The following is a 21737-nucleotide window of genomic DNA, read 5'->3' as shown; positions in this document are numbered from 1 at the left end:
TAATCACCCCTTATTCATAGTATCAAAGCATAAGTAGTTAGTCAATACAAAATACGAATTATATTATATAATTTATTATAATTATTCGTAACGTATCTTCTCATATTATTTTAACCACAAATTAATTCTACTTCATTCCATTTGTATTTATTACAAAAAAATAGACTATATTTTAATAGATTATAACCTCTTAAAATATAGTCTAGAAGAAAAGTAATTCTTTAGATCTTTAGATTAATTATTCATTTTTTTAGCTTTCTCTGTGCACTTTTTCATAGCTTCTATAACTGCTCCTCTTAAACCGTCTTTCTCTAAGGAATATACAGCTTCTATAGTCGTTCCTCCTGGAGAACAAACCTCATCCTTTAATTCACCAGGATGTTTACCTGTTTCCAGTACCATCTTTGCCGAACCATATACAGCTTGAGCCGCCATTTTATATGCCTTTGCTCTTGGAAGTCCCATGAGAACAGCTCCATCTGCTAAAGCTTCTATAAACATATATACATATGCAGGAGATGAACCTGTAAGAGATGTTACTATATCTATATATGGCTCCTCCATTACTTCTATCTTGCTAAAACACTTAAATATATTTTTTACTTCTTCCATTTCATCTTTCGTAACTAATTCATTAGGACATAAGACACTCATTCCTTCGCTTACAAGGGCAGGAGTATTAGGCATAGTTCTAACAACTTTTATATCCTTACCAAAATACTCCTCTATCTTTTTTATGGATATGCCAGCAGCTATAGTTACAATAACAGCATCATCAGATATACTATCTTTTATTTCATAAATTACATCCTTATATTTATTTGGTTTTACTGATAAAAATAATATTTTAGAAAACTTGGCAACTTCTAAATTATTATTAGTAGTTAAAATACCTGTCTCTTCTTTTATTTTATTTAACTTTTCACCGCTAGGATCACTTGCAATAATTTTCTCAGAACCTATTAATTCTGATTTAACTATTCCTTTTATTATGGCACTAGCCATGTTACCACAACCTATAAATCCTATACTTTTATTCATAAATATTCCTCCCGTAAAATTGAATTTTAGCTTGATTTTATGATATAATTTGCTAAATCAATGTAATAATCTTATTATACACTTTTATCTATAAAAAAGCATTTTAATAACATTTTTCTGTAAAAGGGGGATAGACTGTTCATCAGTCGTGATAATATGGATAATTATCGAGAAGATTATTTAAAAAATGTAAAAAGAATTGTAGTAAAAGTAGGAACCTCCACTTTAACTTACCCTACTGGATTACTTAATATTAATAGGATAGAAAATCTAGTGAGACAACTTTCCGATATACACAATCGTGGAATAGAGGTTATATTGGTTTCATCGGGAGCAATTGGAGCTGGTATAGGAAAACTTGGCCTTAAATCTAAGCCTAAGACAATTCCTGAAAAACAGGCAGCAGCAGCTGTAGGTCAGGGAATACTTCTTCATATGTATGAAAAACTATTTTCTGAATATGGGAAGATTGTAGCTCAGATATTGCTAACAAGAGAAGATATATCACATAGGGTGAGATTTTTAAACGCAAGTAATACTTTTTACTCTCTTTTAGAACAAGGAGTTATTCCAATAGTAAATGAAAATGACGCTATAGTAGTAGATGAAATAAAATTTGGAGACAATGATACTCTATCAGCCATGGTCGCAAGCCTTGTTAATGCTGACTTATTAGTTCTTTTAACTGATATAGATGGACTTTATGATTCAAATCCTAAGGTAAATCCTAATGCTAAATTTATAAGCTATGTAGATGAAATTACAGATGAAATAATATCAGCTGCTGATGGAGCTGGAAGTTCTCTTGGCACTGGTGGAATGATAACTAAAATAAATGCTGGTAAAATTGCAACTTCTTCTGGATGCTCTATGGTTATTGTAAATGGAGATGCTCCTAATGTATTAAATGATATATTGGATGGCAAAGATATAGGAACATTCTTCCAAGGACAAAAATATCCTCTTCAAGCAAAAAAACATTGGATGGCTTTTGGAACTAAGCCTAATGGATCTGTAATTGTAGACGACGGCGCTGAGAAAGCTCTTATTAATAACCATAAAAGCTTATTGCCTAAAGGAATAATTGCTGTTGAAGGAAACTTTTCTGAAGGAGATGTTATTTCAATCTTGAATTCTAATAAAGAGGAAATAGCTCACGGTATATCAAATTATAGCTTTTCAGATGTAAACTTAATAAAAGGCTTGGATTCTAATCTTATAGAAGAAAAGTTAGGATATAAGAATTATGATGAGATTATACATGCAAATAATCTTGTAATTCTCAAATAATAAAAGGAGGTTTTAAATATGAATATACAAGATTATGTAATAGAGGTTGCCTCTCTTGCAAAATCTGCTGCAAGAAAAATGAGTACCATTGATACCAATATCAAAAATAAAGCTTTAATATCCATGGCTGATGCATTAATAGAAAGTGCAGATATTATACTTGAAGCTAACTCTAAGGATGTGCAGTTAGGAAAAGAAAAAGGATTATCTCAATCACTTATCGATAGGCTTTCTCTTGATAAAAAGAGGATAGATGCTATGGCTAAAGGCCTAAGAGAAGTAGCAGCTCTTGATGATCCTATTGGAGAAGTAATCAAAATGTGGAAAAGACCTAATAATCTAAAAATAGGTCAAATTCGAGTTCCTTTAGGTGTTATAGGTATGATATATGAGGCTAGGCCTAATGTTACGGTTGATGCTGCAGCACTTTGTATAAAGTCAGGTAATGCAGTAATTTTAAAAGGCGGCTCTGAGGCAATTAACTCTAATATTACCATAGCTAAAATAATATCAGAAGCAGCCGAAAAAGCTGGTCTTCCTAAAGGTGCTATAAACCTTATTGAAGTTACAGATAGAGAAGCTGTAAATATAATGATGAAATTAAATGAATATATAGACGTGCTAATTCCTCGTGGTGGAGCTGGACTTATAAACGCAGTAGTAAAAAATTCTACTGTTCCTGTTATTCAAACTGGTGTAGGCATTTGTCACATCTATGTAGATGAGTCCGCTGATCTGGATAATGCAATAGATATAATTGTAAATGCTAAAACTCAAAGACCAGCAGTATGTAATGCTATGGAAACTCTTCTTGTTAATAAAAATGTAGCTGAAGAATTTTTACCTAAATTAGAACAAAAATTAACCTCCTTAGGTGTTGAACTAAGAGGATGCGAAAGGGTTCAATCCATAATAGAAAATGTAAAACCTGCCACAGAAGAAGACTGGGCAACAGAATATTTAGATTTAATTTTATCAATCAAAATAGTAGACTCCTTAGATGAAGCCTTAGACCATATTTATAAATATGGAACAAGACATTCTGAAGCAATACTTACAAATAATTATGCTAATTCTCAAAGATTTTTAAATGAAGTTGATGCTGCAGCTGTATATGTAAATGCTTCTACACGTTTTACTGATGGAGGAGAATTTGGCTTTGGTGCTGAAATAGGAATAAGTACTCAGAAACTTCATGCTAGAGGTCCTATGGGACTTAAAGAGCTTACATCTTCAAAATATATTATTTATGGAGAAGGACAAATAAGAGAATAATACAAAAATCACTAATTTCTAATTTCTGGTTACTATTAAATAGTGATATAACTTCAGTCACCAGGATTAGAGACTAGTGATTATTTTTTACTATTCAAAAAGATCCTTTGTCATTTCTTCAATTTCTTTTCTTCTTTTTTCTGTCTCTTCATAATCTATTGTAATGACATCTCCCTCTATATTAAGCACATCTCCTTCCTTTGCATCCTTTGGAATAAGACTTCTTTTTATATTTTTCATTTTCCTATTTTCTAATTCTACCACCGCAAATTCTTCTTCAAATCTGTCTATAGTTCCTTGCATTTTTATCAACTCCTGTTACTTTAATATTTTATCATAATTTTATGTAAAGTCCTTTAAGGATTTTCTTGATTTATCTAGGCTGCAGTTACTCTAGTGCACACTTAACTTCTTCTCCTTCAAGCTGTTCTTCGTTAATAACCTCTTTTCCCGCATCAGAACAAGGAATATCTGCAATCATAGTGCTTTTTCCTTTAAACATAGCTCCTTCATGTATAGATATATTCTTAACCAATATATCTCCAATTAGAGTACCTGTTGAATGTATTTCCAGCAAGTTATCAGCATTTATATTACCTTCAACCTTACCTGATACACTAACTATATTAGCGCTTATATTACCTATAACCTGTCCGTTTTCACCTATTATAACATCTGTTTTTGTACATATATCTCCTTCATACTTTCCGTCTATTCTTATTATACCACTAGAGTTTATACTTCCTTTCATCTCTGTATCTGCACCTATTACAGTATCTACAGTTTTATCCTGCATCACATCCCCCTGCCTATCTTTTTTTGAATTGAAAACCATTTATTTTATCACTCCTTTTAATATTAATATTTTTTACTATGTTAAAGTATCATACTTAACATTTATATGTAAAAAAAAGCTATATTTATTTTATATTCTTAAAATATGTTTTTTATTCTTTATTCAGTAAACATGGAATGAGGTTATATTGTTACAATACTAATTGACAAAGCTTTTAAAATATTGTAAACTTAATTCATATCTTAAGTTTACAATATTTTTATTACTGAGGTGTTTTTATGAAAATTAGTGCAAAAGATATGATTTTAGTATCATTATTCACTGCTGTAACTGCAATAGGTGGATTCTTGTCCATTCCATTAAAGCCAGTTCCAATTACACTTCAATTTCTATTTACTGCCCTTAGTGGCATAATACTGGGAGGAAAATTAGGAGCCTTATCACAGATTACTTATGTTACTCTGGGACTTTTAGGTCTTCCTGTGTTCACTAAACCTGGTGGGCTTTCATATGTTTTTGAACCTTCTTTTGGTTATTTAATTGGATTTATATTTGGAGCCTATGTTATAGGAAAAATTACAGAGTATGAAAATAACCCCAGCTTTATAAGATTATTCTTAGCTTCATCTTTAGGAATTCTTGTCACTTATCTTATAGGTGTGCCTTACCTATATATTATATTAAAATATGTTGCAGGAGCCTCTATTACTTTTGCAACCTCATTAAGGACAGGCTTTTTCATATTTCTCCCTGGAGACATGATAAAATGCATTATAACTGCCCTTATTGGAGTTAAGATAGTTCCTAGAATAAGAATGGAAAGTTAAATAAATTATATGTAAAACATAAAATAGCTGTCCCAAATACAAATGTTAGGACAGCATTTCTTTTATAAATATCCATTTATCCCTCTTATGGATACCTCACCTGATATAATTTCATCAATTTTTCCATCTTTATACTTAACAATTAACTTTCCATCTTCACTTAATCCTATTGCCTTGGCAATAGTCTCATTTCCTCTATTTATTATTTTAACTTCCTTGTCTATGAGTATTGAATATTTCCTACATATTTCTATGGAGTTTTTTATACTGTTTTCCATTATAATTTCTTTATATAATTCTTCAAAATTATTCAATATTCTAGCTGCCAATTTTTTTCTTTCAATACTAACTCCCTGCTCTATTTTCAAGGAGGTGGCAATATTCTTAACTTCTTCTGGAAACTCCTCTTCTTCTATATTCACATTTATCCCTATTCCCACAATGACATAGTTTACCTTATTAATCTCACCGCTCATCTCTGTTAATATACCGCAAACTTTTTTATAGTTTAATATAATATCATTAGGCCACTTTATATATGCCTTTATACCTAAACTTCTAAGAGCTTTAGAAACAGCTGCAGCAGCTATTTGAGTAATTTGCGGCACATCCATAGGCTCTATATCTGGTCTTAATATAATTGACATCCATATTCCTTTATATTTAGGAGACATCCACTCACGTCCTAATCTTCCTCGTCCACTTGTCTGCTCTTCACTAATTACAACAGTTCCTTCTTCAGCCCCTTTAGTAGCTAGCTCTTTAGCATAGGTATTAGTAGAATCCACCGAATCCAAATATATTATATTTCTTCCCATTATCTTATTATTTAATATAGAAGATAGTTCTTCATAGGTTAGTAAATCCGGAGATGAAATAAGCCTATATCCTTTTCTAGATACAGATTCTATCTCATATCCTTCTTCCTTTAGAGTTTTTATATATTTCCATACAGCAGCTCGTGTAACCCCTAGACTTTCACTTATTTTCTCACCAGATATAAAATTATTTTCATTTTCCTTTAATAAACTTATAATTCTTTCCTTCATTATAGATTTCCTCCTAAAGCCTAATGACAAAAACAACTGTATATATATTGTAATTTATTTTATAATGATTATTATAGCATATATAGATATTTTCCACCCTTTCAAATGTTGTAATTTTATTCTCTATTGTACCTATAAGAACGTAATTATTATACTTTATTTAGTTAATACTATATAGTATAGTTAATATATACCCCCAAGGGGATAATACTTTTATAAAAGGAGGTCTTTTATGGAGCCACAAGAATTACTTAATTATAAAAATTGGGTAGTAATCGGAAATGTTTTAGATGAATCAAAATATGCCTATAAAATTTTAAAATCTTTAGAACATGGTGAATTTAATGCAAAGGGAGTTTACCCTAAAGACACCACTGGTTCAGCTTTTAAATCCTTAAAAGAAGTGCCATATAAAATCGATGTTATAGATTTATGTATAAATCCAGCTCTTGGAATTGATTTTATGAAAGAAGCTAAAGAACTTGGAATAGATAAAGTTCTTATTCAGCCAGGTGCTGAAAGTAAAGAAATATTAGATTACTGCAAAGAAAATGGAATAACTGCTATAGAAAGCTGTGCTCTTGTTCTCTTATCAGTTTATAGAAACATAAAAATTCATCACGATTAAAATAAATCTTATAATAAAAGCTTTAAATTTAAAGCTTTTATTATAAGATATTATATATGCTACAAATATTATGATTTTCACATACATAAATCTAAAAAGCTATTACTAGTCCACCATCGTCTGCATAAGTAGAACTTAATCCTGCCATCTCTACGATTATAATATCTTTAAATTTGTACTTTTTTAATACTTCTTCTTTAAATCTAAGAGCTCTATCTAGACAGTTGCAGTGTGCAATTGCAAGTATTTTTTCCTCTAGGTTACTTCCTTCTTCTCCAATTATTTCTATAAACCTCTTAAATGCCTTCTTGTACCCTCTGGTTTTTTCAACTAGTCTTATCGTTCCTTCATCTGTAGCCCCCATTATAGGCTTAATGGAAAACATATTAGCTATCTTTGCAATAATAGGAGTCAGCCTTCCAGCCTTTGCTAAGTGCTCTAAGCTCTCTAGTAGGAAAAAGGTTTTCATCTCCTTAATGTAATTTGATACCTTCTCTACTATTTCCATTTCTTTAAAATTCATTTTAGATAATTCATGAATTTTTAAAGCAACAAGGGTTTCTCCTGCAGATGCGCTAAGAGAATCAAATACATGAATAAACTTATCAGCCACTTCTTCTATAAATAAGTTTTTAGCTAAAACAGCACTATTATAACTTCCACTTAATTTAGAAGATAAAGTTACTACAAATACACTTTCTTTACCTTCATATTTCTTCATATACTCCTCAGGAGATGGACACGCTGTTTTTGGTGCAGTTGGGCATTCTCCCATATCTTTAATATATTGTTTTACATCCAGATTTTCATCATCTATATACTTTTTTTCACCCAATTGCAATATTAGAGGTGCAATATCCACATTTAATTCCTTTTTCATATCTTTTGTTAAATCACAGCTGCTATCTGCAACTATCTTTATGTCCATCTAATAACTTCCTCCTTAATATTCATTCCTTTTCATTAAGAAAAAACAAAGCCAATGTTCCTGGGCCTGAATGTGCTCCAATAACGCATCCTACCATGTTAATAATAAACTTATTACATCCAAACTTCTCCTCAAGCATCGCCTTTACCATTTCTGCAGCTTCTATATCATCACCATGAGATATCCCAATAATCTGCTCTTTTAAATCCACTCCCCTTTCCTCAGCTATCTCTACAATTCTTTTTAAAGACTTTTTTCGTCCTCTTACCTTTTCTCTAGGCACAAGCTTTCCATCTTCCACGTCTAATACAGGCTTTATGTTCAAAATTCCGCCTATCATGGCTGCTGCTCTGCTTACTCTTCCTCCTCTTAGTAGATACTCTAAATCATCTACAGTGAAAATATGTTCCATATGCTTTGAATTAAATTCTATTGACTTTATGATTTCATCTTTTCTCTTTCCTTCCTTAGCCATCTTAGCAGCCTTATATACCACTAGTCCAAGCCCTAAAGAAGCACATTTAGTGTCAATAGTATGTATCTTAAAATCAGGATATGTTTCCAAAACTTCTTCCTTAGCTATTAACGCTGATTGATATGTCCCTGTTAATTGTGATGAAAATCCTATATATATAACTTCATCTTTATTTTTCCCGTGCTTAATAAAAGAATCTTTAAACTTGCTTGGAGGCACCTGAGAAGTTGTATATATTGTTCCTCTTCTCATATTATTATATAATTCTTCTGGCTGTATGTTTTCACCATCTAAGTATTCATTGCCTTCTTCATAAACAAATAAAGGAAGAACCTCAATATTGTATTCTTGTATAATATGTCGTGGTAAATCACACCCGCTATCAGTGATTATCTTTATTCCCATCACATCGTCTCCTTTATAACTTATGTGTTAATTTTTCTAAAAAGGTTACTTATCCTAGTATATATCAAAATAGACACTTTTTGCACTATTTTTTACATTTTAATTTTCAATTATCTACAAATTACTTCTAATTTCTAACTAATTTGATTTTTATTAATACCCTAAAGTTTCTGTTGCCCCAAATATAATTCCATATGGATTATTTTTATAAAAGTGATAATCTAGGTCATGTGCAATTCTATGAGCCTTTATAATGTATGTCTTATTTCTCTTATCTGCTCCAAGTTTTAAATTCTTTGCTAACTCATCAAGATCATTTTTTAATGGAATATAATTGATTATTTTATCCTTCTCTACAATTAAATCAGCTATTTTGCTGCATTCTACATATGCCCCTTCAGTTGGTGAGCTATTCCACCCTACTATGGTATTCAAAAAAGAGTGTATATCACCTACAATCTCTTTTGCTTCTCTGCAGTTTCCTAAACTTTCAAAACTATATTTTTTTGCTCTTTCTTTATTATTTATTATAATACTGCTACTTATGTTTGTATTTAATGTACTTTTTGGCTGGCTAAATATATTAAGTGCTTTATAAACAAGTATACCACTTAATATAGTTGCAATCGTAAGAGAAATTAAGTAGTCCTTAAATTCTAACTTATTTGATTCTTCCTCATAACAAATATGGCTTATGTTCTTTTTTAAATAACTCATTTTTTCCTCCTTTCTTATTTCATATTTCATTTGTATTAATTTCCACTAAACTATTTTTTAATCATATTATCTAAACTTAAACCATAAAATAAAAAAACTACAGAAACAATGTTCTGCAAGTTTTTTTACTACTTATAAATATAGATAAACCTTTCCATATAATATAAAAACACCTGATTATATTGTCCTGAAAAGTAGTAATCACTTCCATGTCCTCCTAGAGGCATTCTCATTATTGCACATCTTTTATTTCTTTTTGATGTATACTTGTTTTTTAGATTCTCAGAAAGTTCTATAGGCACTAGACTGTCCCTTGTTCCTTGATATATGAGACATGGTGGACTATTTTTTTCTACTAAAGAAATAGGATTTACAAAATCCTCTCTTCCACCTATTTCCCCTAAAGCTGAAAGACCATTAGCTGGATAAAAAGGTATTATTCCACTAATTTTTATTTTACTAGAAAAAATATTATTATACCTTCCACTGTTGATAGCTAAAGCAGTTGCTGTTGATAGATGCCCTCCAGCGGAGCCACCTGAAATAAACACAGAATCTAAATCAACTCCATATTTTTCGGCATTTCTTTCAAGATATTTTGTAAATATACCTATATGCTTTAGCATATCATCGATATTAAAATTTCCTTTTACATGCTCTTCTTCTCCTAGTTCTAAGGTAAAAGAGCTGCTATTAGAAAGCCCATATTGAATATCAAACACCGTATAACCTTGTCCTGCAAAATACTTATTCATCTGAAGCATATTCATTTCGCCTTTGTCTCCAGCAACCCAAGCTCCCCCATGAATACGAATAATGCATGTTCCTATCCCTGGAAGATTATTATCTAACTTCTTAGGCATATATACATCAAAATATAGCTTAACTTCTTTTTGATTATTATCAATACCTTTATAAAACATAATATCTTTCTTAACCACAAAATTGTGAGAGTCTATCCCTAAAAAGTAAGCAGGAACACAAAAAGGAGTTTTCAGAAGATATTTTTTATGATTTTTATCTATCTTTTCTCTCCACTCCTTTCCAAAGGCTTCAGAAAACTCTTTCTCACATTTTTTTATTGTATAAGGTGTTAAAACAAAGGATAAAATACATATTGCTACAACCACTGTACCAATAGTAGAAACAAAATAGTATATCTTTGTGTTTTTATCTTTGACCTTTAAGCTTAACAGTATAATAAGATTGCTGCAAAAAATAAATCCAAAGAAAACCGAAAATCCTACTGTATAAACTTCAATATTCCTTATATCATGCCTAGTTAGAATAATCCAAGAAAAAAACACTCCAAATATTAAAACTATATAGCAAATAATTTTAAAAATTTTTTTTAGAATTCTTCCTCTATCTACTTTTTTATTATAATTATTTTCATCTTTAAAATTTGCAGTGCTTAAACAAGATAAAACCATACCAAAAATAAATATAGAAAAATAGCTTAAGTAAATTAAAGTATATACATATTTATCATCTTCTAAACTATTAAAATAAGAATTGGATAAAGTAATATTTCCTATCATCATGCCCAGCATAGCAAATATATTATTTACAAGATATATATACCCTAATATCCTAATTACTCTTATTTCTTTATGATTTTTCTTAATTAAAACTATATTATTTATATACACTAATAAAAAATTTCCTACCAATGCTGCAGTCAAGATAACTCCAAATACATTCCATGTACCAGAGTAATATTTTATATTTATATAGCAAACTCCAAAAACAATGCATAAACAATTTAATATTAATAATAACTTACCTAAATGCTTTCTCATGTAATCGCTTTCTGGCTTTAAATTCACATGAATTCCTCCAACAAAATTTTATTAATATTAAACATTGTGAGAATTTATTTCTATATATTTTTTCATAAATCCCATTTATATATGTAACAAATTTTATTAGGTATGAATAGTATGTATTATGAAGCACGAAAGGAGGAAGGACAAGCCTATGTATCCTAACTATAGTAATTGTAGACCTAACCCACAGCCAAAATTTTGTCCAGAGGAACCTGGAACTCTTATTAGAATATCTATACCTGCAGGAGCAACTATTCGTTTAGGTTTTATTGAAGTTACCTCCCCTAGCGGTATATGCCTACTAGTTAAATTAAGGCATTTATTTGACAAAAAAAATTCCCTAGGTGATATTGCAGACCTTATAAAGAAATGTGGCGCAAATGTAGAAATTATGCGTGAGTAGATAATAATTAAATTTATATAGATGAAGGAGCTAGATAAATGCTTATTCTAGCTCCTTTTTATTATATTATAGATTTCTTTCATAAGCTTCTACCATTTTCTTAACCATTTGTCCGCCTATTGAACCTGCTTCTCTTGCAGTTAAATCTCCATTATATCCTTCCTTAAGATTTACTCCTACTTCTTTAGCAGCCTCCATTTTAAATCTGTTTAACCCCTCTCTAGCTTCTGGTACTAACACTCTATTGTTTCTTGCCATATTCCTTTCCTCCTTTTTTAATCAATTTTAAAATATTGAGTATGATCTTACTTAATTAATAATTAGATATTAATTAAGTATTAGTAGTTTGTGCTGATAAATATCAATTAAACTATTAAACTAAAGGAACTTGTACCATTAGATTCCACGGTCGTTATTTAAGTATAAATTTATTTTTAAATTTATATCAAAAAATAAAAATAGCTTAAAAGCTTAGCTTTTAAGCTATTTTTATTTTTATTTTTTATTTTAAATTATTTCTTTCGTAAGATTCTATCATCTTTTTAACCATTTGTCCGCCTATTGAACCTGCCTGTCTTGCAGTTAAATCTCCATTATATCCTTCTTTAAGATTTACTCCTACTTCTTGAGCAGCTTCCATTTTGAATTTGTTTAATCCTTCTCTAGCCTCTGGTACTAATACTCTATTATTGTTATTGCTTGCCATGTTAAATTCCTCCTCATATTTTTAATAAGTACTTAAGTATTTCTTAAGTATTAATAGTTTGTTCTTATAACAACTTATTAAACTATTAAATTAAAGGAACTTGTACCATAGCATAGCAATAAAGTATATTATCTATATTTATTCAAAAAATGGCCTAGCCTTACAAACTATGGTGCTCCCAACAGGAATCGAACCTGCGACCTACTGATTACGAATCAGTTGCTCTACCATCTGAGCTATAGGAGCAATTTCATTATATGTTTTATTTTAATACTTATAAAAACATTTTTCAATATTATAAAAATCAAAAAAAGATGCAGCATATATGCTGCATACTTTTATTCTCGATGTATAATGTCTAATCTTCCAAACTTACTATATTGTCCAAGCCAAGCAAGTTTTACTGTTCCAACTGGACCATTTCTCTGTTTTGCAATTATACATTCAGCTACATTCTTCTCTTCTGATTCTTTATTATAGTATTCATCCCTATATAAGAACATAACAAGGTCAGCATCCTGTTCAATAGAACCAGATTCTCTAAGGTCAGATAGCATAGGTCTATGATCAGCTCTCTGCTCAGGAGCACGAGATAACTGAGAAAGAGCTATGATAGGACAATGCATTTCCTTAGCTAAAGCCTTTATAGATCTTGAAATCTCAGATACCTCTTGCTGTCTACTCTCTGAATGACTACTTCCTGTCATAAGCTGAAGATAGTCTATTACTATTAAATCTATTCCATGTTCTATTTTTAATCTTCTACACTTAGAACGCATTTCCATAATTGATACTCCTGGTGTATCATCTATAAATATTTTAGAAGCAGCAATTGGACCTGAAGCTCTTGCTATTCTTTCCCAGTCACTATCCTCTAAATTTCCTGTTCTAAGCTTCAGCATATCAATATTAGCCTCAGCACAAAGTATTTTATTTGCCAGCTGTTCTTTTGACATTTCTAAAGAGAATATAACTACGCTTTTGCCTTCTCTTATTGCTGCATATTGAGCAATATTCATAGCAAAAGTTGTCTTTCCCATAGAAGGTCTCGCTGCAACTAGTATCATATCTCCTGGCTGAAGACCAGAAGTTTGTGCATCCAGCTCTGGAAATCCTGTAGGAACACCAGTAGTTTCTCCCTTTTGGTTAAACATTTTTTCTATCTGCTCAAAGCCTCTTTCAAGAACTACACTTATAGGCTCAAAGTCACTAGTTGTTCTTTTTTCAGCTATATCAAAAATTCTTTTTTCAGCACTGTCTAATACTTTAGGAACATCATCTTGTTTTGTGTAACATTCCTCCATTATATCTGCTGATGCCTTTATAAGTCTTCTCAAAATAGCCTTTTCCTCTACTATTTTCACATAAGAATTAAGATTAATCGTAGATTCTACTGAACTACTAAGTTCACCTATATAAGTCATTCCTCCAACTGCCTGCAGCTTATCTGTAGACTGCAAGTGTTCTATTAGAGTTACCATATCAACGGGTATATCTTTTGAATATAATTCTACTATAGCATTAAAAATAATTTTATGACTTTCCCTATAAAAATCGTCTCCCCTTAATACTTCTGTAGCCTGAGCTATAGATGTCTTATCTATAAGCATACAACCTAGTACTCTTTGCTCAGCTTGAAGATTATGCGGTAAAACTCTAAGAGGTGTTGTTTCCATTGCAATCTCTCCTACTATCTAATTAAAATTATTTATCCTTAAAGACAATTTTAATTAGCTCCTCTATATTATCAATTGCTTTAACTTCAATATCATTTAGGCCTGTTGGAACTTCCTTTATATTGTCTTTAGGAACTAATACAAGCTTTATTCCCTTTCTTCTAGCACCATATACCTTTTCAAATATACCTCCAACCGGCTTTATCTTTCCTCTTAAAGATATTTCTCCTGTTATGGCTGTATCTTGTCTTATAGGTTTATTTAAAAGGGCACTTATGATACAAATGGTAATTGCAGCACCTGCTGAAGGACCATCTATACGTCCTCCCCCTATTACGTTAACATGAATGTCATAATCACTAATATCTTTATCTGTGATTTTTCTTATTACAGAGGCAGCATTAAACACAGAATCCTTTGCCATACTTCCTGCAGTATCATTAAACCTTACTCTTCCTCTGCCTTTTTCTTTTGCTTCAAAAACTGCTGCTTCTATCTCTATAGTAGAGCCAACATAACCGCTAACTCCAAGTCCATAAACATGGCCTATTTCATATTTTTCTTCTTCTGAAATTTGTTCATAAGGAGTAAGCCTGCTTATAGATATAATCTCTTCCACAGATTTAACAGTTATTTTCATATCCTCTCCAGAACCTAATTCATTGTATAAAGTATATCCATATACATCAGCTAATATATTTACAGCTTTTCTTCCTTCTATTGTATATCTGCTTATAAGTTCGGCTACTCCATCTTCAAGTTCTACATTTAGCTTTTCAGCTGCACTTTCTACTATATTTTCTATATCCTTTGAAGATAATGGTTCAAAATAAACTTCTGTACACCTAGATCTTAAAGCTGGATTTATTTCACTTGGCTCTCTTGTTGTTGCACCAATCAAAACAAAATCTGCTGGTGCTCCATTTTCAAATAGGTATTTTATATACTTAGGAGTATTTTCATCATCTGGATCATAATAAGATGAAGAAAATTCAACTTTCTTATCTTCTAAAACCTTCAATAGTTTATTTTGAAGTATAGTATCTAGTTCTCCTATTTCATCTATGAATAATACCCCACCATGAGCTTCTGTAACCAAACCAGGTTTTGGTTCTGGTACACCTATCTCTGCTAAATCTCGTTTACTTCCCTGATATATAGGGTCGTGTACTGAACCTAATAATGGATTAGTTATTTCTCTCGGATCCCATCTTAGAGTTGTTCCATCTACTTCTATAAATTTAGCATCCTTATCGAAAGGCGTATATTTTAGTTTTTTAGCCTCTTCTAAGGCAAGCCTTGCCGCTGTGGTTTTTCCAACTCCTGGAGGGCCGTAAAGAATTATATGCTGTGGATATGGAGAAGCTATTTTAGACAAAAGTGACTTTATAGCCCTTTCCTGACCTACAATTTCAGAAAAAGTTTGAGGTCTTAATACGGATTGAATATTCTTAGAAAGTTTTTTAGAACTCAACATCTCTAATTTAGCATATTTTTTTAAAGTCTTTGCATTTTCAGAACCCTTTTTCTTTTTAATAATTCCAAGTCTTATTTCATCTATATACTTTTCCTGCTTTTCTAAAAGAGCCTGCTCAACTTCCTTTTCTATGCTATTTTCAACATATCTTCTAGCAATGATTTCAGCTATATATTTTTTAGTACTTTCTATAGCTTCTAATAAATCATTATCATTTGGTACTATATCTATACCTTCTCCATCACTTACAATCTTGTTTATAGCATAGAGTCTTTTATATATATCATCGCTATAAAGATATTTACTAAGCTTATGTTTTACAACTCTTGCTTTAATGGTTCTTTCATCTATAACCTTTCTCATTATTTCATCTAGTATATTAACTTGCGTATCTGTGGGCATAGTATCTTTTATAAAATCAATTGCATTTTTTAGATTCTCATCTATTACTGAAAATTTCAATATATTTCACCCTTAAGAAAGCTTATTATATGCTCTCTCTTGGGTATCCCCCCTTCTATTTTAAGAGCTATTGTTCTTCGATTATAACTTTAACTTTTGTAGAAATTTCAGGATATAATTTAATTTCTGCCTCATAAGTTCCTGTGTTTTTAATAGTTTCTACTACTATCTTTTTCTTATCTACTTCAACGTTGTATTGTTTTTTTAGTTCAGTTGCTATATCTTTACTTGTTATAGCACCAAATAATCTGCCGCCTTCTCCCGCTTTAGCACTTATTTTTATTTCCTTATTTCTTAATTCTTCTGCTACCTTCTGAGCAGCCTCAGTTTCAGCTAATTTCTTCTTTCTTTCTGCTTCTTTTTGTTTATTCAGAATATGAATATTTGCATCTGTTGCCTCTTTAGCAAGTCCCCTTGGTATTAAAAAGTTTCTTGCATATCCATCTGATACATTTACTATTTCTCCTTTTTTTCCCTGTCCTTTAACATCCTTTAGTAATATTAATTTCATTACTCTTCACCTTCCCTTAAGTATTTATCAATAGCATTTTGTAATTTTTCCTTTGCTTCATCCATAGAAACATTATTCATTTTTGTGCCTGCTATGGTCATATGCCCTCCACCGCCTAATGTTTCTAGTATTACTTGAACATTTATATCGCCAAATGATCTGCCACTTATAAATACTTCATTTCCTATTTTAACAAGAACGAACGACGCCTGAACACCTGTAATATTTAGTAATTCATCCGCTACTTGTGCAGCTAATACATTGTCTTTTATATCTGGTGGACAAATGACAATAGCTATATCATTTTTAACCTCTGCGAGGCTTATAAGCTCGGCCTTTTTTAAATAAGTTTCTAAATGGTCAGCAAACATTTTCTTAACTTCTATTATATCAGCTCCTAAATGTCTTAGGTAGGCTGCAGCTTCAAAAGTTCTAACTCCTGTCTTAAAATAAAAGTTTTTTGTATCTACATATATACCAGCAAGAAGCATTTCTGCCTCAAGCGATGTTATATGTTGCTTAGGATTTTCAATCATATACTGTACCATCTCAGTCACAAGTTCACAAGTAGAAGAAGCATAAGGCTCTATATAGCTCAGTAAAGTGTTTTCCACTGCAGTTGTAGATTTTCTATGATGATCTATAATTACCTTTCTTTCTATAACTTCCAACAATTCTTTATCTTGAACATACTCTCTACTATTTACATCTACAAGTATGAGCAAACTATTGTAATCACAAATTCTCAAACAGTTTTCCCTGGAAATAAATATATCATCATATAGATTATTTTCCTTTATTCTTTCTATAGAATTCTCTATTCCACTATTAACTTTATCTAATACAACAAATACATCTTTCCCAAGAGCCTTTACCACACTTCTAATCCCTATTGCAGAACCTAAAGCATCTATATCTGGATTAATATGTCCCATTATAAATATATTACTGCTTTCATTTATTAAATTAACTAAAGCATGGGCAATAACTCTTGCTCTTACTTTAGTTCTTTTTTCAAATTCCTTAGTTTTTCCGCCAAAGAATTCTAACTTATTTTTTGTCTTTACAACTACCTGATCTCCTCCACGACTTAAAGCTAATTCCTTAGCTGACATAGCAAACTCATGATTTTGAAGTGGAGTATCTCCATCACATCCTACTCCTATACTAAGAGTAACAGTTAATTTGTTTCCATAATTTATTTCTCTTATTTCATCTAATATATCAAAATTTCTTTTCATTTCTTCTTCTATATTTTTATAATGGGTCACGATTGCATACTTACTTGAAGAATATTTTATAATCATTCCCTTTAAAGCTTGTGCATAATTTATTAAAGTTCTCTCTATCTCAGCAGATAAGATTACAGCCTTATCTTCTTCTGTAGTCTTCAAAACATCACTTAAATTATCCACTTCTACATGCATTATAGAATATCTGTTTTCTTGTATTTTTCTAGCTAGCTCAACTTCACAGGTGACTTCATAAAAGTACAAGATTATAGCGTTATCCCTTGAAGATGGCTTACTATTTATATTTGTAAAAACATTATAGTATCTATCCTTTATATTAATATGTTTAAACAACTTCTTTTTCTTATTGATTATTTCATCCATATTTATTTCTTTTATTATTTCTTGAACTTTTTTACCTAGAAACTCCTTTTTATCAAAAATATTCAAGAACAATTGATTATACCATAATATATCCCCTTTACTTCCCACAATAATTAAAGCAAAAGGTGAGTTCACTAATACATTTCTTAAGGAAATATCTAATTTTGAAGAAAACTCCTCTATAACCTTTTTCCACTCATCCTTTTTTGCATTTGATTCTTTTATATTACACACTCTTATATTATATAATACAAAAATTATATACAATAATAAGAGTATGCCTCCTATTATAAAGTGACCTAATATAAAAAAAACGCAAATAAGCAAAGCAATGGCATAAACTAAAAATTTGTTGTGTTTAAGAAAAAAATTATTATCCATGTTATTCCCTCGGCTTAATTACTCTTATTGGATTTGGGTCAAGTTTTCTTAGATTTAACATTATATCCATAAGTCCCAAAATAGAAAATACGCTAGAAAATATAGGAGTAAATATTCCTATAATGAGTATTATAGCTATTACACCTTTAGGTATTTTTGCTCTTTCCCTTAGGATATAGGCAAGATATGCCATTCCATCAAGAGACAATACAAAGGATACTATTAAATGTCCTATTCCAACTGCATAAAAAGCCCATTTTACATCTCTTGAATTTAATATTATCCCCAAACATTCTATTATTATAAGCACAGCCAAAAATCTATTAGGAATATATATTCTAGTAAAAGGCACCAAATCTGGAACTTCATATCTTAGCTTTTTCAAAGTTTTTTGTGTTATAAAATAGTTTATGTATGCCTGAATTAAACTGCTTATGATCAGCGCTATAGGTATTATTATTATTAAATTTTGAACAGTTAAATAATCTATAAACCTGTTTATAGCATTTATAGCTTCCTGAGGAGCATTCATGCTTATATATATATTTCTACTTTCTACAAATACTCTTTTAAGCTCATCCACAGTAAGATTTATGTACTCAATTAACCCTTTTTTATTGACTAAAATGGCATATATCATAAATCTTATAATATTGCTGACAATACCAGCTGCACCTACTATAAGTATGGATACCTGACTGTTTTTTTTATTTTTTATACAATACCCCAAAGCAATTCCTGTAAACCCATAACTTATCCCTGATGCTAATGCAGATATTGGATTATAAAAAAGTGATGCTAAGACAATACTCATAATTACTGCAATTAAAGCTATACCTGTATTATGTCTTATATATAGTAATGTTATTGGAATAGGTAAAACAAACATTCCTATATCTGATAAAATAGGCACATATGCAGTAATTAATAAAATTAAAAAAACCAAAGCAAACATGATTGCTGTTTCTGTTATTACCTTTGCTGTGTACTTTTCTTTTTTCATTTTATCCTCCACTAACGCTTACTGTTTAAATGAGAGTGTAATTTACTTAAATTCTTAGTTTCCTTTTCAATTATATCCCCTTCAGCTATTCCTATTTTTAATTTATTCTTCATTTTTTCATCTACTTCTTCATAGGAATATCCTAACCTTTCTCCTAATATATATAATATTATTATTGCCCCAGAAATACATTCTAAAATAGCATCTTGAGCAATATTACTTCCTCTAGCTAGTAATTTAAAAAAATCTCCTATAATGCATAAGAGTTCGGCCTTCAAGTTTTCAATTATTCTTATGCTTGACATAATATTGAAATCTTCCCTATTCATATAACACCATCCCCTAAGTTATCCTGTATATATATATTTTAGTTATTTTTTTCTTAGTATGCAACTTTAGTTTAATTTATTTATTATATACAAAAAAGCAGTGTCCTTTTGTGACACTGCTTTATTTATTATACTAGTCTGTTGTGAATGGTAATAAAGCAAGATTTCTTGCTCTCTTTATTGCCACTGTTAATTCTCTTTGATGCTTAGCACAGTTTCCAGAAATTCTTCTTGGAAGAATCTTGCCTCTTTCTGTAATATACTTTCTTAATTTGTTTACATCTTTATAATCTATGAAAGTAGCTTTATCTGAACAAAAAGCACAAACTTTCTTTCTTCTTCTCTTTGCACCTTTTTTATTTGCTAAAGACATGCTATTTCCCTCCTTACCTTTTTATTTATAAACCGAATTAGTTAAAATGGTATATCACCATCATCAATTGGGGTAATCTCATCTTCATACCCGTTTTGATTAAATATGTCATTACTATCTGATGGAATACCATGATTATCTCCTTGAAGAATAGATTCACTTCTATCAAAGTTAGCAGTTGCATTTCTAGACTCTAAGAATTGTACCTCATCAGCAACAACTTCTGTCACATACCTTCTAGTACCATCTTTAGCTTCATAACTTCTAGTATGTATTGAGCCACTTACTCCCACTAGTCTACCTTTGCTTACATAATTAGCCGTATTCTCAGCTATTTTTCCCCATACTACTATAGGTATAAAATCTGCATCAGGTTGACCTTGGCTTTTAAAACGTCTGTTAACAGCTAAAGTAAAAGATGCAACAGCTCTTCCTGTTCCTGGAGTGAATCTTAGTTCCGGATCTCTAGTCAGTCTTCCAACTAACACAACTCTATTCATCTTTGCACCGCCTATTTTTCAGGATTGATTACCATGTATCTCATAACTCCATCAGTAATTCTGAATATTCTTTCTAATTCTCTAGGTAATTCAGGATTAGCTTTGAAGTTTATTAGAGTGTAATATCCTTCGTTGACTTTGTTTATTGGATAAGCAAGTTTTCTCTTACCCCACTCATCAACGTTATCAATTACTCCTCCAGCATTTTCTATTACACCTTTAAACTTCTCGATATTAGCTTTTATAGCTTCTTCCTCAAGAGATGGTTGTAATATGAATAGTGCTTCGTAATTTCTCATTGATTTCACCTCCTCCCCTCGGACTAACGGCTGTGAATATCACAGCAGGGACTACATTTGTTTATTTTATCATTTATCCCAATAAAAATCAAGATATTATTTTTAATTTCAGGTTTAAGTCGTTTTAAGGTTCATTGTAAAATTAAATGCAACAGATAAAAAATATTAAAACCATAGTGAAAATCATGTATGATATAGGTGTTGAGTATAAACATACAGGAGATTTTCACTATGGTTCATGATACTGATTATAACACACCTATACGTTCTTTTAAACACCTAAAGCTATATGAGCGTGGGGAAATTTATGCATTGCTTAAAGAAGGTAAAAGTATTCGCTATATTGCTAAAAAATTAGGACGCAGTCCAAGTACTATTAGCCGTGAAATTAAACGTGGTACTACCTTACAGCTTAAAAGTGATTTATCTACATTTACAAGTTATTTCCCTGAAACAGGTCAGGCTGTATATGAAAATCATCGCTCAAATTGCGGAGCAAAAATTAAAATAGCTACAGCCGAAGCTTTTATAAAGTATGCAGAAACAAAAATTCTTAAAGATAAATGGTCCGTCGATGCTGTAGTAGGTTATTGTAAAAATGACCCTGCTTGGAGGGATGAATATATTGTTTCTACTAAAACATTGTACAACTATATTGATAAAGGCTTTTTATCTGTACGCAATATAGATTTACCTTTAAAACTACGCTTAAAACCTAAGAATAAAAGAATTAAGCAAAAT

25 protein-coding genes and 1 tRNA gene are annotated in these 21737 nt (G+C 30.7%); 6 read left to right on the top strand and 20 right to left on the bottom strand.

Annotated elements, in window-relative coordinates:
- Window positions 1-234: 234 nt before the first annotated feature.
- On the bottom strand, window positions 235-1041 hold the full coding sequence (proC, locus tag CPAL_RS09030; RefSeq protein WP_061859131.1) for a pyrroline-5-carboxylate reductase: 807 nt from the start codon (window positions 1039-1041) through the stop codon (window positions 235-237).
- A gap of 156 nt (window positions 1042-1197) precedes the next feature.
- Between proC and proB the strand changes: the two genes are divergently transcribed.
- Both proB and CPAL_RS09020 read left to right on the top strand, forming a co-directional pair.
- The gene (gene proB / locus CPAL_RS09025) at window positions 1198-2331 is read left to right on the top strand and encodes a glutamate 5-kinase (RefSeq protein WP_106024456.1); all 1134 of its coding nucleotides are present in this window, start codon (window positions 1198-1200) and stop codon (window positions 2329-2331) included.
- Between the two features lie 18 nt (window positions 2332-2349).
- Complete coding sequence (locus CPAL_RS09020) at window positions 2350-3606, top strand: glutamate-5-semialdehyde dehydrogenase (RefSeq protein ID WP_106024455.1); 1257 nt, start codon at window positions 2350-2352, stop codon at window positions 3604-3606.
- A 90-nt stretch (window positions 3607-3696) separates the two neighbouring features.
- Here CPAL_RS09020 and CPAL_RS09015 read toward each other — a convergent pair whose 3' ends face one another.
- Both CPAL_RS09015 and CPAL_RS09010 read right to left on the bottom strand, forming a co-directional pair.
- Entirely contained in the window at window positions 3697-3909 is a 213-nt protein-coding gene (locus CPAL_RS09015) for a DUF3006 domain-containing protein (RefSeq protein ID WP_106024454.1), read from the bottom strand.
- A gap of 85 nt (window positions 3910-3994) precedes the next feature.
- Window positions 3995-4402: a bactofilin family protein gene (locus CPAL_RS09010; protein ID WP_207654929.1), complete on the bottom strand. Its 408-nt coding sequence runs from the start codon at window positions 4400-4402 to the stop codon at window positions 3995-3997.
- Between the two features lie 278 nt (window positions 4403-4680).
- Here CPAL_RS09010 and CPAL_RS09005 point away from each other — a divergent pair, with 278 nt between their 5' ends.
- Window positions 4681-5229 (top strand): biotin transporter BioY, encoded by a 549-nt coding sequence (locus CPAL_RS09005; RefSeq protein WP_061859127.1) that lies wholly within the window; start codon window positions 4681-4683, stop codon window positions 5227-5229.
- A 62-nt stretch (window positions 5230-5291) separates the two neighbouring features.
- Here CPAL_RS09005 and CPAL_RS09000 read toward each other — a convergent pair whose 3' ends face one another.
- Window positions 5292-6278, bottom strand: coding sequence for a biotin--[acetyl-CoA-carboxylase] ligase (locus CPAL_RS09000; protein WP_106024452.1), 987 nt, complete (start codon window positions 6276-6278; stop codon window positions 5292-5294).
- A gap of 232 nt (window positions 6279-6510) precedes the next feature.
- Here CPAL_RS09000 and CPAL_RS08995 point away from each other — a divergent pair, with 232 nt between their 5' ends.
- Entirely contained in the window at window positions 6511-6906 is a 396-nt protein-coding gene (locus CPAL_RS08995) for a CoA-binding protein (protein ID WP_061859125.1), read from the top strand.
- A gap of 91 nt (window positions 6907-6997) precedes the next feature.
- Here the strand turns inward: CPAL_RS08995 and CPAL_RS08990 are convergent, their stop codons facing one another.
- From CPAL_RS08990 to CPAL_RS08975, 4 genes are all read right to left on the bottom strand, one after another.
- Window positions 6998-7834, bottom strand: coding sequence for a DegV family protein (locus CPAL_RS08990; RefSeq protein WP_106024451.1), 837 nt, complete (start codon window positions 7832-7834; stop codon window positions 6998-7000).
- Window positions 7835-7856: 22 nt separating this feature from the next.
- Window positions 7857-8714 carry a DegV family protein gene (locus tag CPAL_RS08985; RefSeq protein ID WP_061859123.1) on the bottom strand — a complete coding sequence of 286 codons (858 nt, stop codon included), beginning with the start codon at window positions 8712-8714 and terminating at the stop codon, window positions 7857-7859.
- Window positions 8715-8867: 153 nt separating this feature from the next.
- Complete coding sequence (locus CPAL_RS08980) at window positions 8868-9431, bottom strand: hypothetical protein (protein ID WP_106024450.1); 564 nt, start codon at window positions 9429-9431, stop codon at window positions 8868-8870.
- A 128-nt stretch (window positions 9432-9559) separates the two neighbouring features.
- On the bottom strand, window positions 9560-11260 hold the full coding sequence (locus CPAL_RS08975) for an alpha/beta hydrolase (RefSeq protein WP_061859121.1): 1701 nt from the start codon (window positions 11258-11260) through the stop codon (window positions 9560-9562).
- Window positions 11261-11411: 151 nt separating this feature from the next.
- On the opposite strand from CPAL_RS08975, the gene CPAL_RS08970 reads away from it, so the two are divergent.
- Window positions 11412-11663, top strand: a complete 252-nt coding sequence (locus CPAL_RS08970; protein WP_061859120.1) for a hypothetical protein — start codon at window positions 11412-11414, stop codon at window positions 11661-11663.
- 66 nt (window positions 11664-11729) lie between these two features.
- Here CPAL_RS08970 and CPAL_RS08965 read toward each other — a convergent pair whose 3' ends face one another.
- From CPAL_RS08965 to rpsF, 12 genes are all read right to left on the bottom strand, one after another.
- Complete coding sequence (locus CPAL_RS08965) at window positions 11730-11921, bottom strand: alpha/beta-type small acid-soluble spore protein (protein WP_061859119.1); 192 nt, start codon at window positions 11919-11921, stop codon at window positions 11730-11732.
- A 244-nt stretch (window positions 11922-12165) separates the two neighbouring features.
- Complete coding sequence (locus tag CPAL_RS08960; protein ID WP_061859118.1) at window positions 12166-12369, bottom strand: alpha/beta-type small acid-soluble spore protein; 204 nt, start codon at window positions 12367-12369, stop codon at window positions 12166-12168.
- 170 nt (window positions 12370-12539) lie between these two features.
- Window positions 12540-12615 (bottom strand) — tRNA-Thr (locus CPAL_RS08955).
- Window positions 12616-12707: 92 nt separating this feature from the next.
- Complete coding sequence (locus CPAL_RS08950) at window positions 12708-14045, bottom strand: replicative DNA helicase (RefSeq protein ID WP_061859117.1); 1338 nt, start codon at window positions 14043-14045, stop codon at window positions 12708-12710.
- A 28-nt stretch (window positions 14046-14073) separates the two neighbouring features.
- Window positions 14074-15924, bottom strand: coding sequence for a Lon family ATP-dependent protease (gene lonC / locus CPAL_RS08945; RefSeq protein ID WP_061859142.1), 1851 nt, complete (start codon window positions 15922-15924; stop codon window positions 14074-14076).
- Window positions 15925-16051: 127 nt separating this feature from the next.
- Entirely contained in the window at window positions 16052-16495 is a 444-nt protein-coding gene (gene rplI, locus CPAL_RS08940; protein ID WP_061859116.1) for a 50S ribosomal protein L9, read from the bottom strand.
- Entirely contained in the window at window positions 16495-18492 is a 1998-nt protein-coding gene (locus tag CPAL_RS08935; RefSeq protein WP_106024449.1) for a DHH family phosphoesterase, read from the bottom strand. The genes rplI and CPAL_RS08935 overlap by 1 nt, the downstream gene beginning before the upstream one ends.
- 1 nt (window position 18493) lies before the next feature.
- Window positions 18494-19495 carry a DUF2232 domain-containing protein gene (locus tag CPAL_RS08930; protein ID WP_061859114.1) on the bottom strand — a complete coding sequence of 334 codons (1002 nt, stop codon included), beginning with the start codon at window positions 19493-19495 and terminating at the stop codon, window positions 18494-18496.
- A gap of 11 nt (window positions 19496-19506) precedes the next feature.
- The gene (locus CPAL_RS08925) at window positions 19507-19824 is read right to left on the bottom strand and encodes a MazG-like family protein (RefSeq protein ID WP_061859113.1); all 318 of its coding nucleotides are present in this window, start codon (window positions 19822-19824) and stop codon (window positions 19507-19509) included.
- 133 nt (window positions 19825-19957) lie between these two features.
- Window positions 19958-20197, bottom strand: a complete 240-nt coding sequence (gene rpsR, locus CPAL_RS08920) for a 30S ribosomal protein S18 (RefSeq protein WP_061859112.1) — start codon at window positions 20195-20197, stop codon at window positions 19958-19960.
- Window positions 20198-20238: 41 nt separating this feature from the next.
- Window positions 20239-20697 carry a single-stranded DNA-binding protein gene (locus CPAL_RS08915; protein ID WP_061859111.1) on the bottom strand — a complete coding sequence of 153 codons (459 nt, stop codon included), beginning with the start codon at window positions 20695-20697 and terminating at the stop codon, window positions 20239-20241.
- Window positions 20698-20708: 11 nt separating this feature from the next.
- Window positions 20709-20996: a 30S ribosomal protein S6 gene (gene rpsF, locus CPAL_RS08910; RefSeq protein WP_061859110.1), complete on the bottom strand. Its 288-nt coding sequence runs from the start codon at window positions 20994-20996 to the stop codon at window positions 20709-20711.
- Between the two features lie 231 nt (window positions 20997-21227).
- Here rpsF and CPAL_RS08905 point away from each other — a divergent pair.
- Window positions 21228-21737: helix-turn-helix domain-containing protein (locus tag CPAL_RS08905; protein ID WP_146126583.1), on the top strand; the 510-nt coding region annotated here is incomplete at its 3' end.

It is taken from the genome of Clostridium thermopalmarium DSM 5974, from assembly GCF_002995795.1.
GTDB classification, from domain to species: domain Bacteria; phylum Bacillota; class Clostridia; order Clostridiales; family Clostridiaceae; genus Clostridium_H; species Clostridium_H thermopalmarium.
This window is presented reverse-complemented; position numbering and strand designations above follow the sequence as displayed.

Bases quoted from the DNA above. Each gene is read 5' to 3' on its own strand.
- rplI (WP_061859116.1), bottom strand. From the start codon at position 16,495: ATGAAATTAATATTACTAAAGGATGTTAAAGGACAGGGAAAAAAAGGA.
- CPAL_RS08980 (WP_106024450.1), bottom strand. From the start codon at position 9,431: ATGAGTTATTTAAAAAAGAACATAAGCCATATTTGTTATGAGGAAGAA.
- CPAL_RS08930 (WP_061859114.1), bottom strand. From the start codon at position 19,495: ATGAAAAAAGAAAAGTACACAGCAAAGGTAATAACAGAAACAGCAATC.
- CPAL_RS08925 (WP_061859113.1), bottom strand. From the start codon at position 19,824: ATGAATAGGGAAGATTTCAATATTATGTCAAGCATAAGAATAATTGAA.
- proC (WP_061859131.1), bottom strand. From the start codon at position 1,041: ATGAATAAAAGTATAGGATTTATAGGTTGTGGTAACATGGCTAGTGCC.
- rpsR (WP_061859112.1), bottom strand. From the start codon at position 20,197: ATGTCTTTAGCAAATAAAAAAGGTGCAAAGAGAAGAAGAAAGAAAGTT.
- CPAL_RS08965 (WP_061859119.1), bottom strand. From the start codon at position 11,921: ATGGCAAGAAACAATAGAGTGTTAGTACCAGAAGCTAGAGAGGGGTTA.
- proB (WP_106024456.1), top strand. From the start codon at position 1,198: ATGGATAATTATCGAGAAGATTATTTAAAAAATGTAAAAAGAATTGTA.
- CPAL_RS09000 (WP_106024452.1), bottom strand. From the start codon at position 6,278: ATGAAGGAAAGAATTATAAGTTTATTAAAGGAAAATGAAAATAATTTT.
- CPAL_RS08915 (WP_061859111.1), bottom strand. From the start codon at position 20,697: ATGAATAGAGTTGTGTTAGTTGGAAGACTGACTAGAGATCCGGAACTA.
- CPAL_RS08935 (WP_106024449.1), bottom strand. From the start codon at position 18,492: ATGGATAATAATTTTTTTCTTAAACACAACAAATTTTTAGTTTATGCC.
- CPAL_RS09010 (WP_207654929.1), bottom strand. From the start codon at position 4,402: ATGCAGGATAAAACTGTAGATACTGTAATAGGTGCAGATACAGAGATG.
- CPAL_RS08995 (WP_061859125.1), top strand. From the start codon at position 6,511: ATGGAGCCACAAGAATTACTTAATTATAAAAATTGGGTAGTAATCGGA.
- CPAL_RS08950 (WP_061859117.1), bottom strand. From the start codon at position 14,045: ATGGAAACAACACCTCTTAGAGTTTTACCGCATAATCTTCAAGCTGAG.
- CPAL_RS08960 (WP_061859118.1), bottom strand. From the start codon at position 12,369: ATGGCAAGCAATAACAATAATAGAGTATTAGTACCAGAGGCTAGAGAA.
- CPAL_RS08990 (WP_106024451.1), bottom strand. From the start codon at position 7,834: ATGGACATAAAGATAGTTGCAGATAGCAGCTGTGATTTAACAAAAGAT.
- CPAL_RS09015 (WP_106024454.1), bottom strand. From the start codon at position 3,909: ATGCAAGGAACTATAGACAGATTTGAAGAAGAATTTGCGGTGGTAGAA.
- CPAL_RS08985 (WP_061859123.1), bottom strand. From the start codon at position 8,714: ATGGGAATAAAGATAATCACTGATAGCGGGTGTGATTTACCACGACAT.
- rpsF (WP_061859110.1), bottom strand. From the start codon at position 20,996: ATGAGAAATTACGAAGCACTATTCATATTACAACCATCTCTTGAGGAA.
- CPAL_RS09020 (WP_106024455.1), top strand. From the start codon at position 2,350: ATGAATATACAAGATTATGTAATAGAGGTTGCCTCTCTTGCAAAATCT.
- lonC (WP_061859142.1), bottom strand. From the start codon at position 15,924: ATGCCCACAGATACGCAAGTTAATATACTAGATGAAATAATGAGAAAG.
- CPAL_RS09005 (WP_061859127.1), top strand. From the start codon at position 4,681: ATGAAAATTAGTGCAAAAGATATGATTTTAGTATCATTATTCACTGCT.
- CPAL_RS08970 (WP_061859120.1), top strand. From the start codon at position 11,412: ATGTATCCTAACTATAGTAATTGTAGACCTAACCCACAGCCAAAATTT.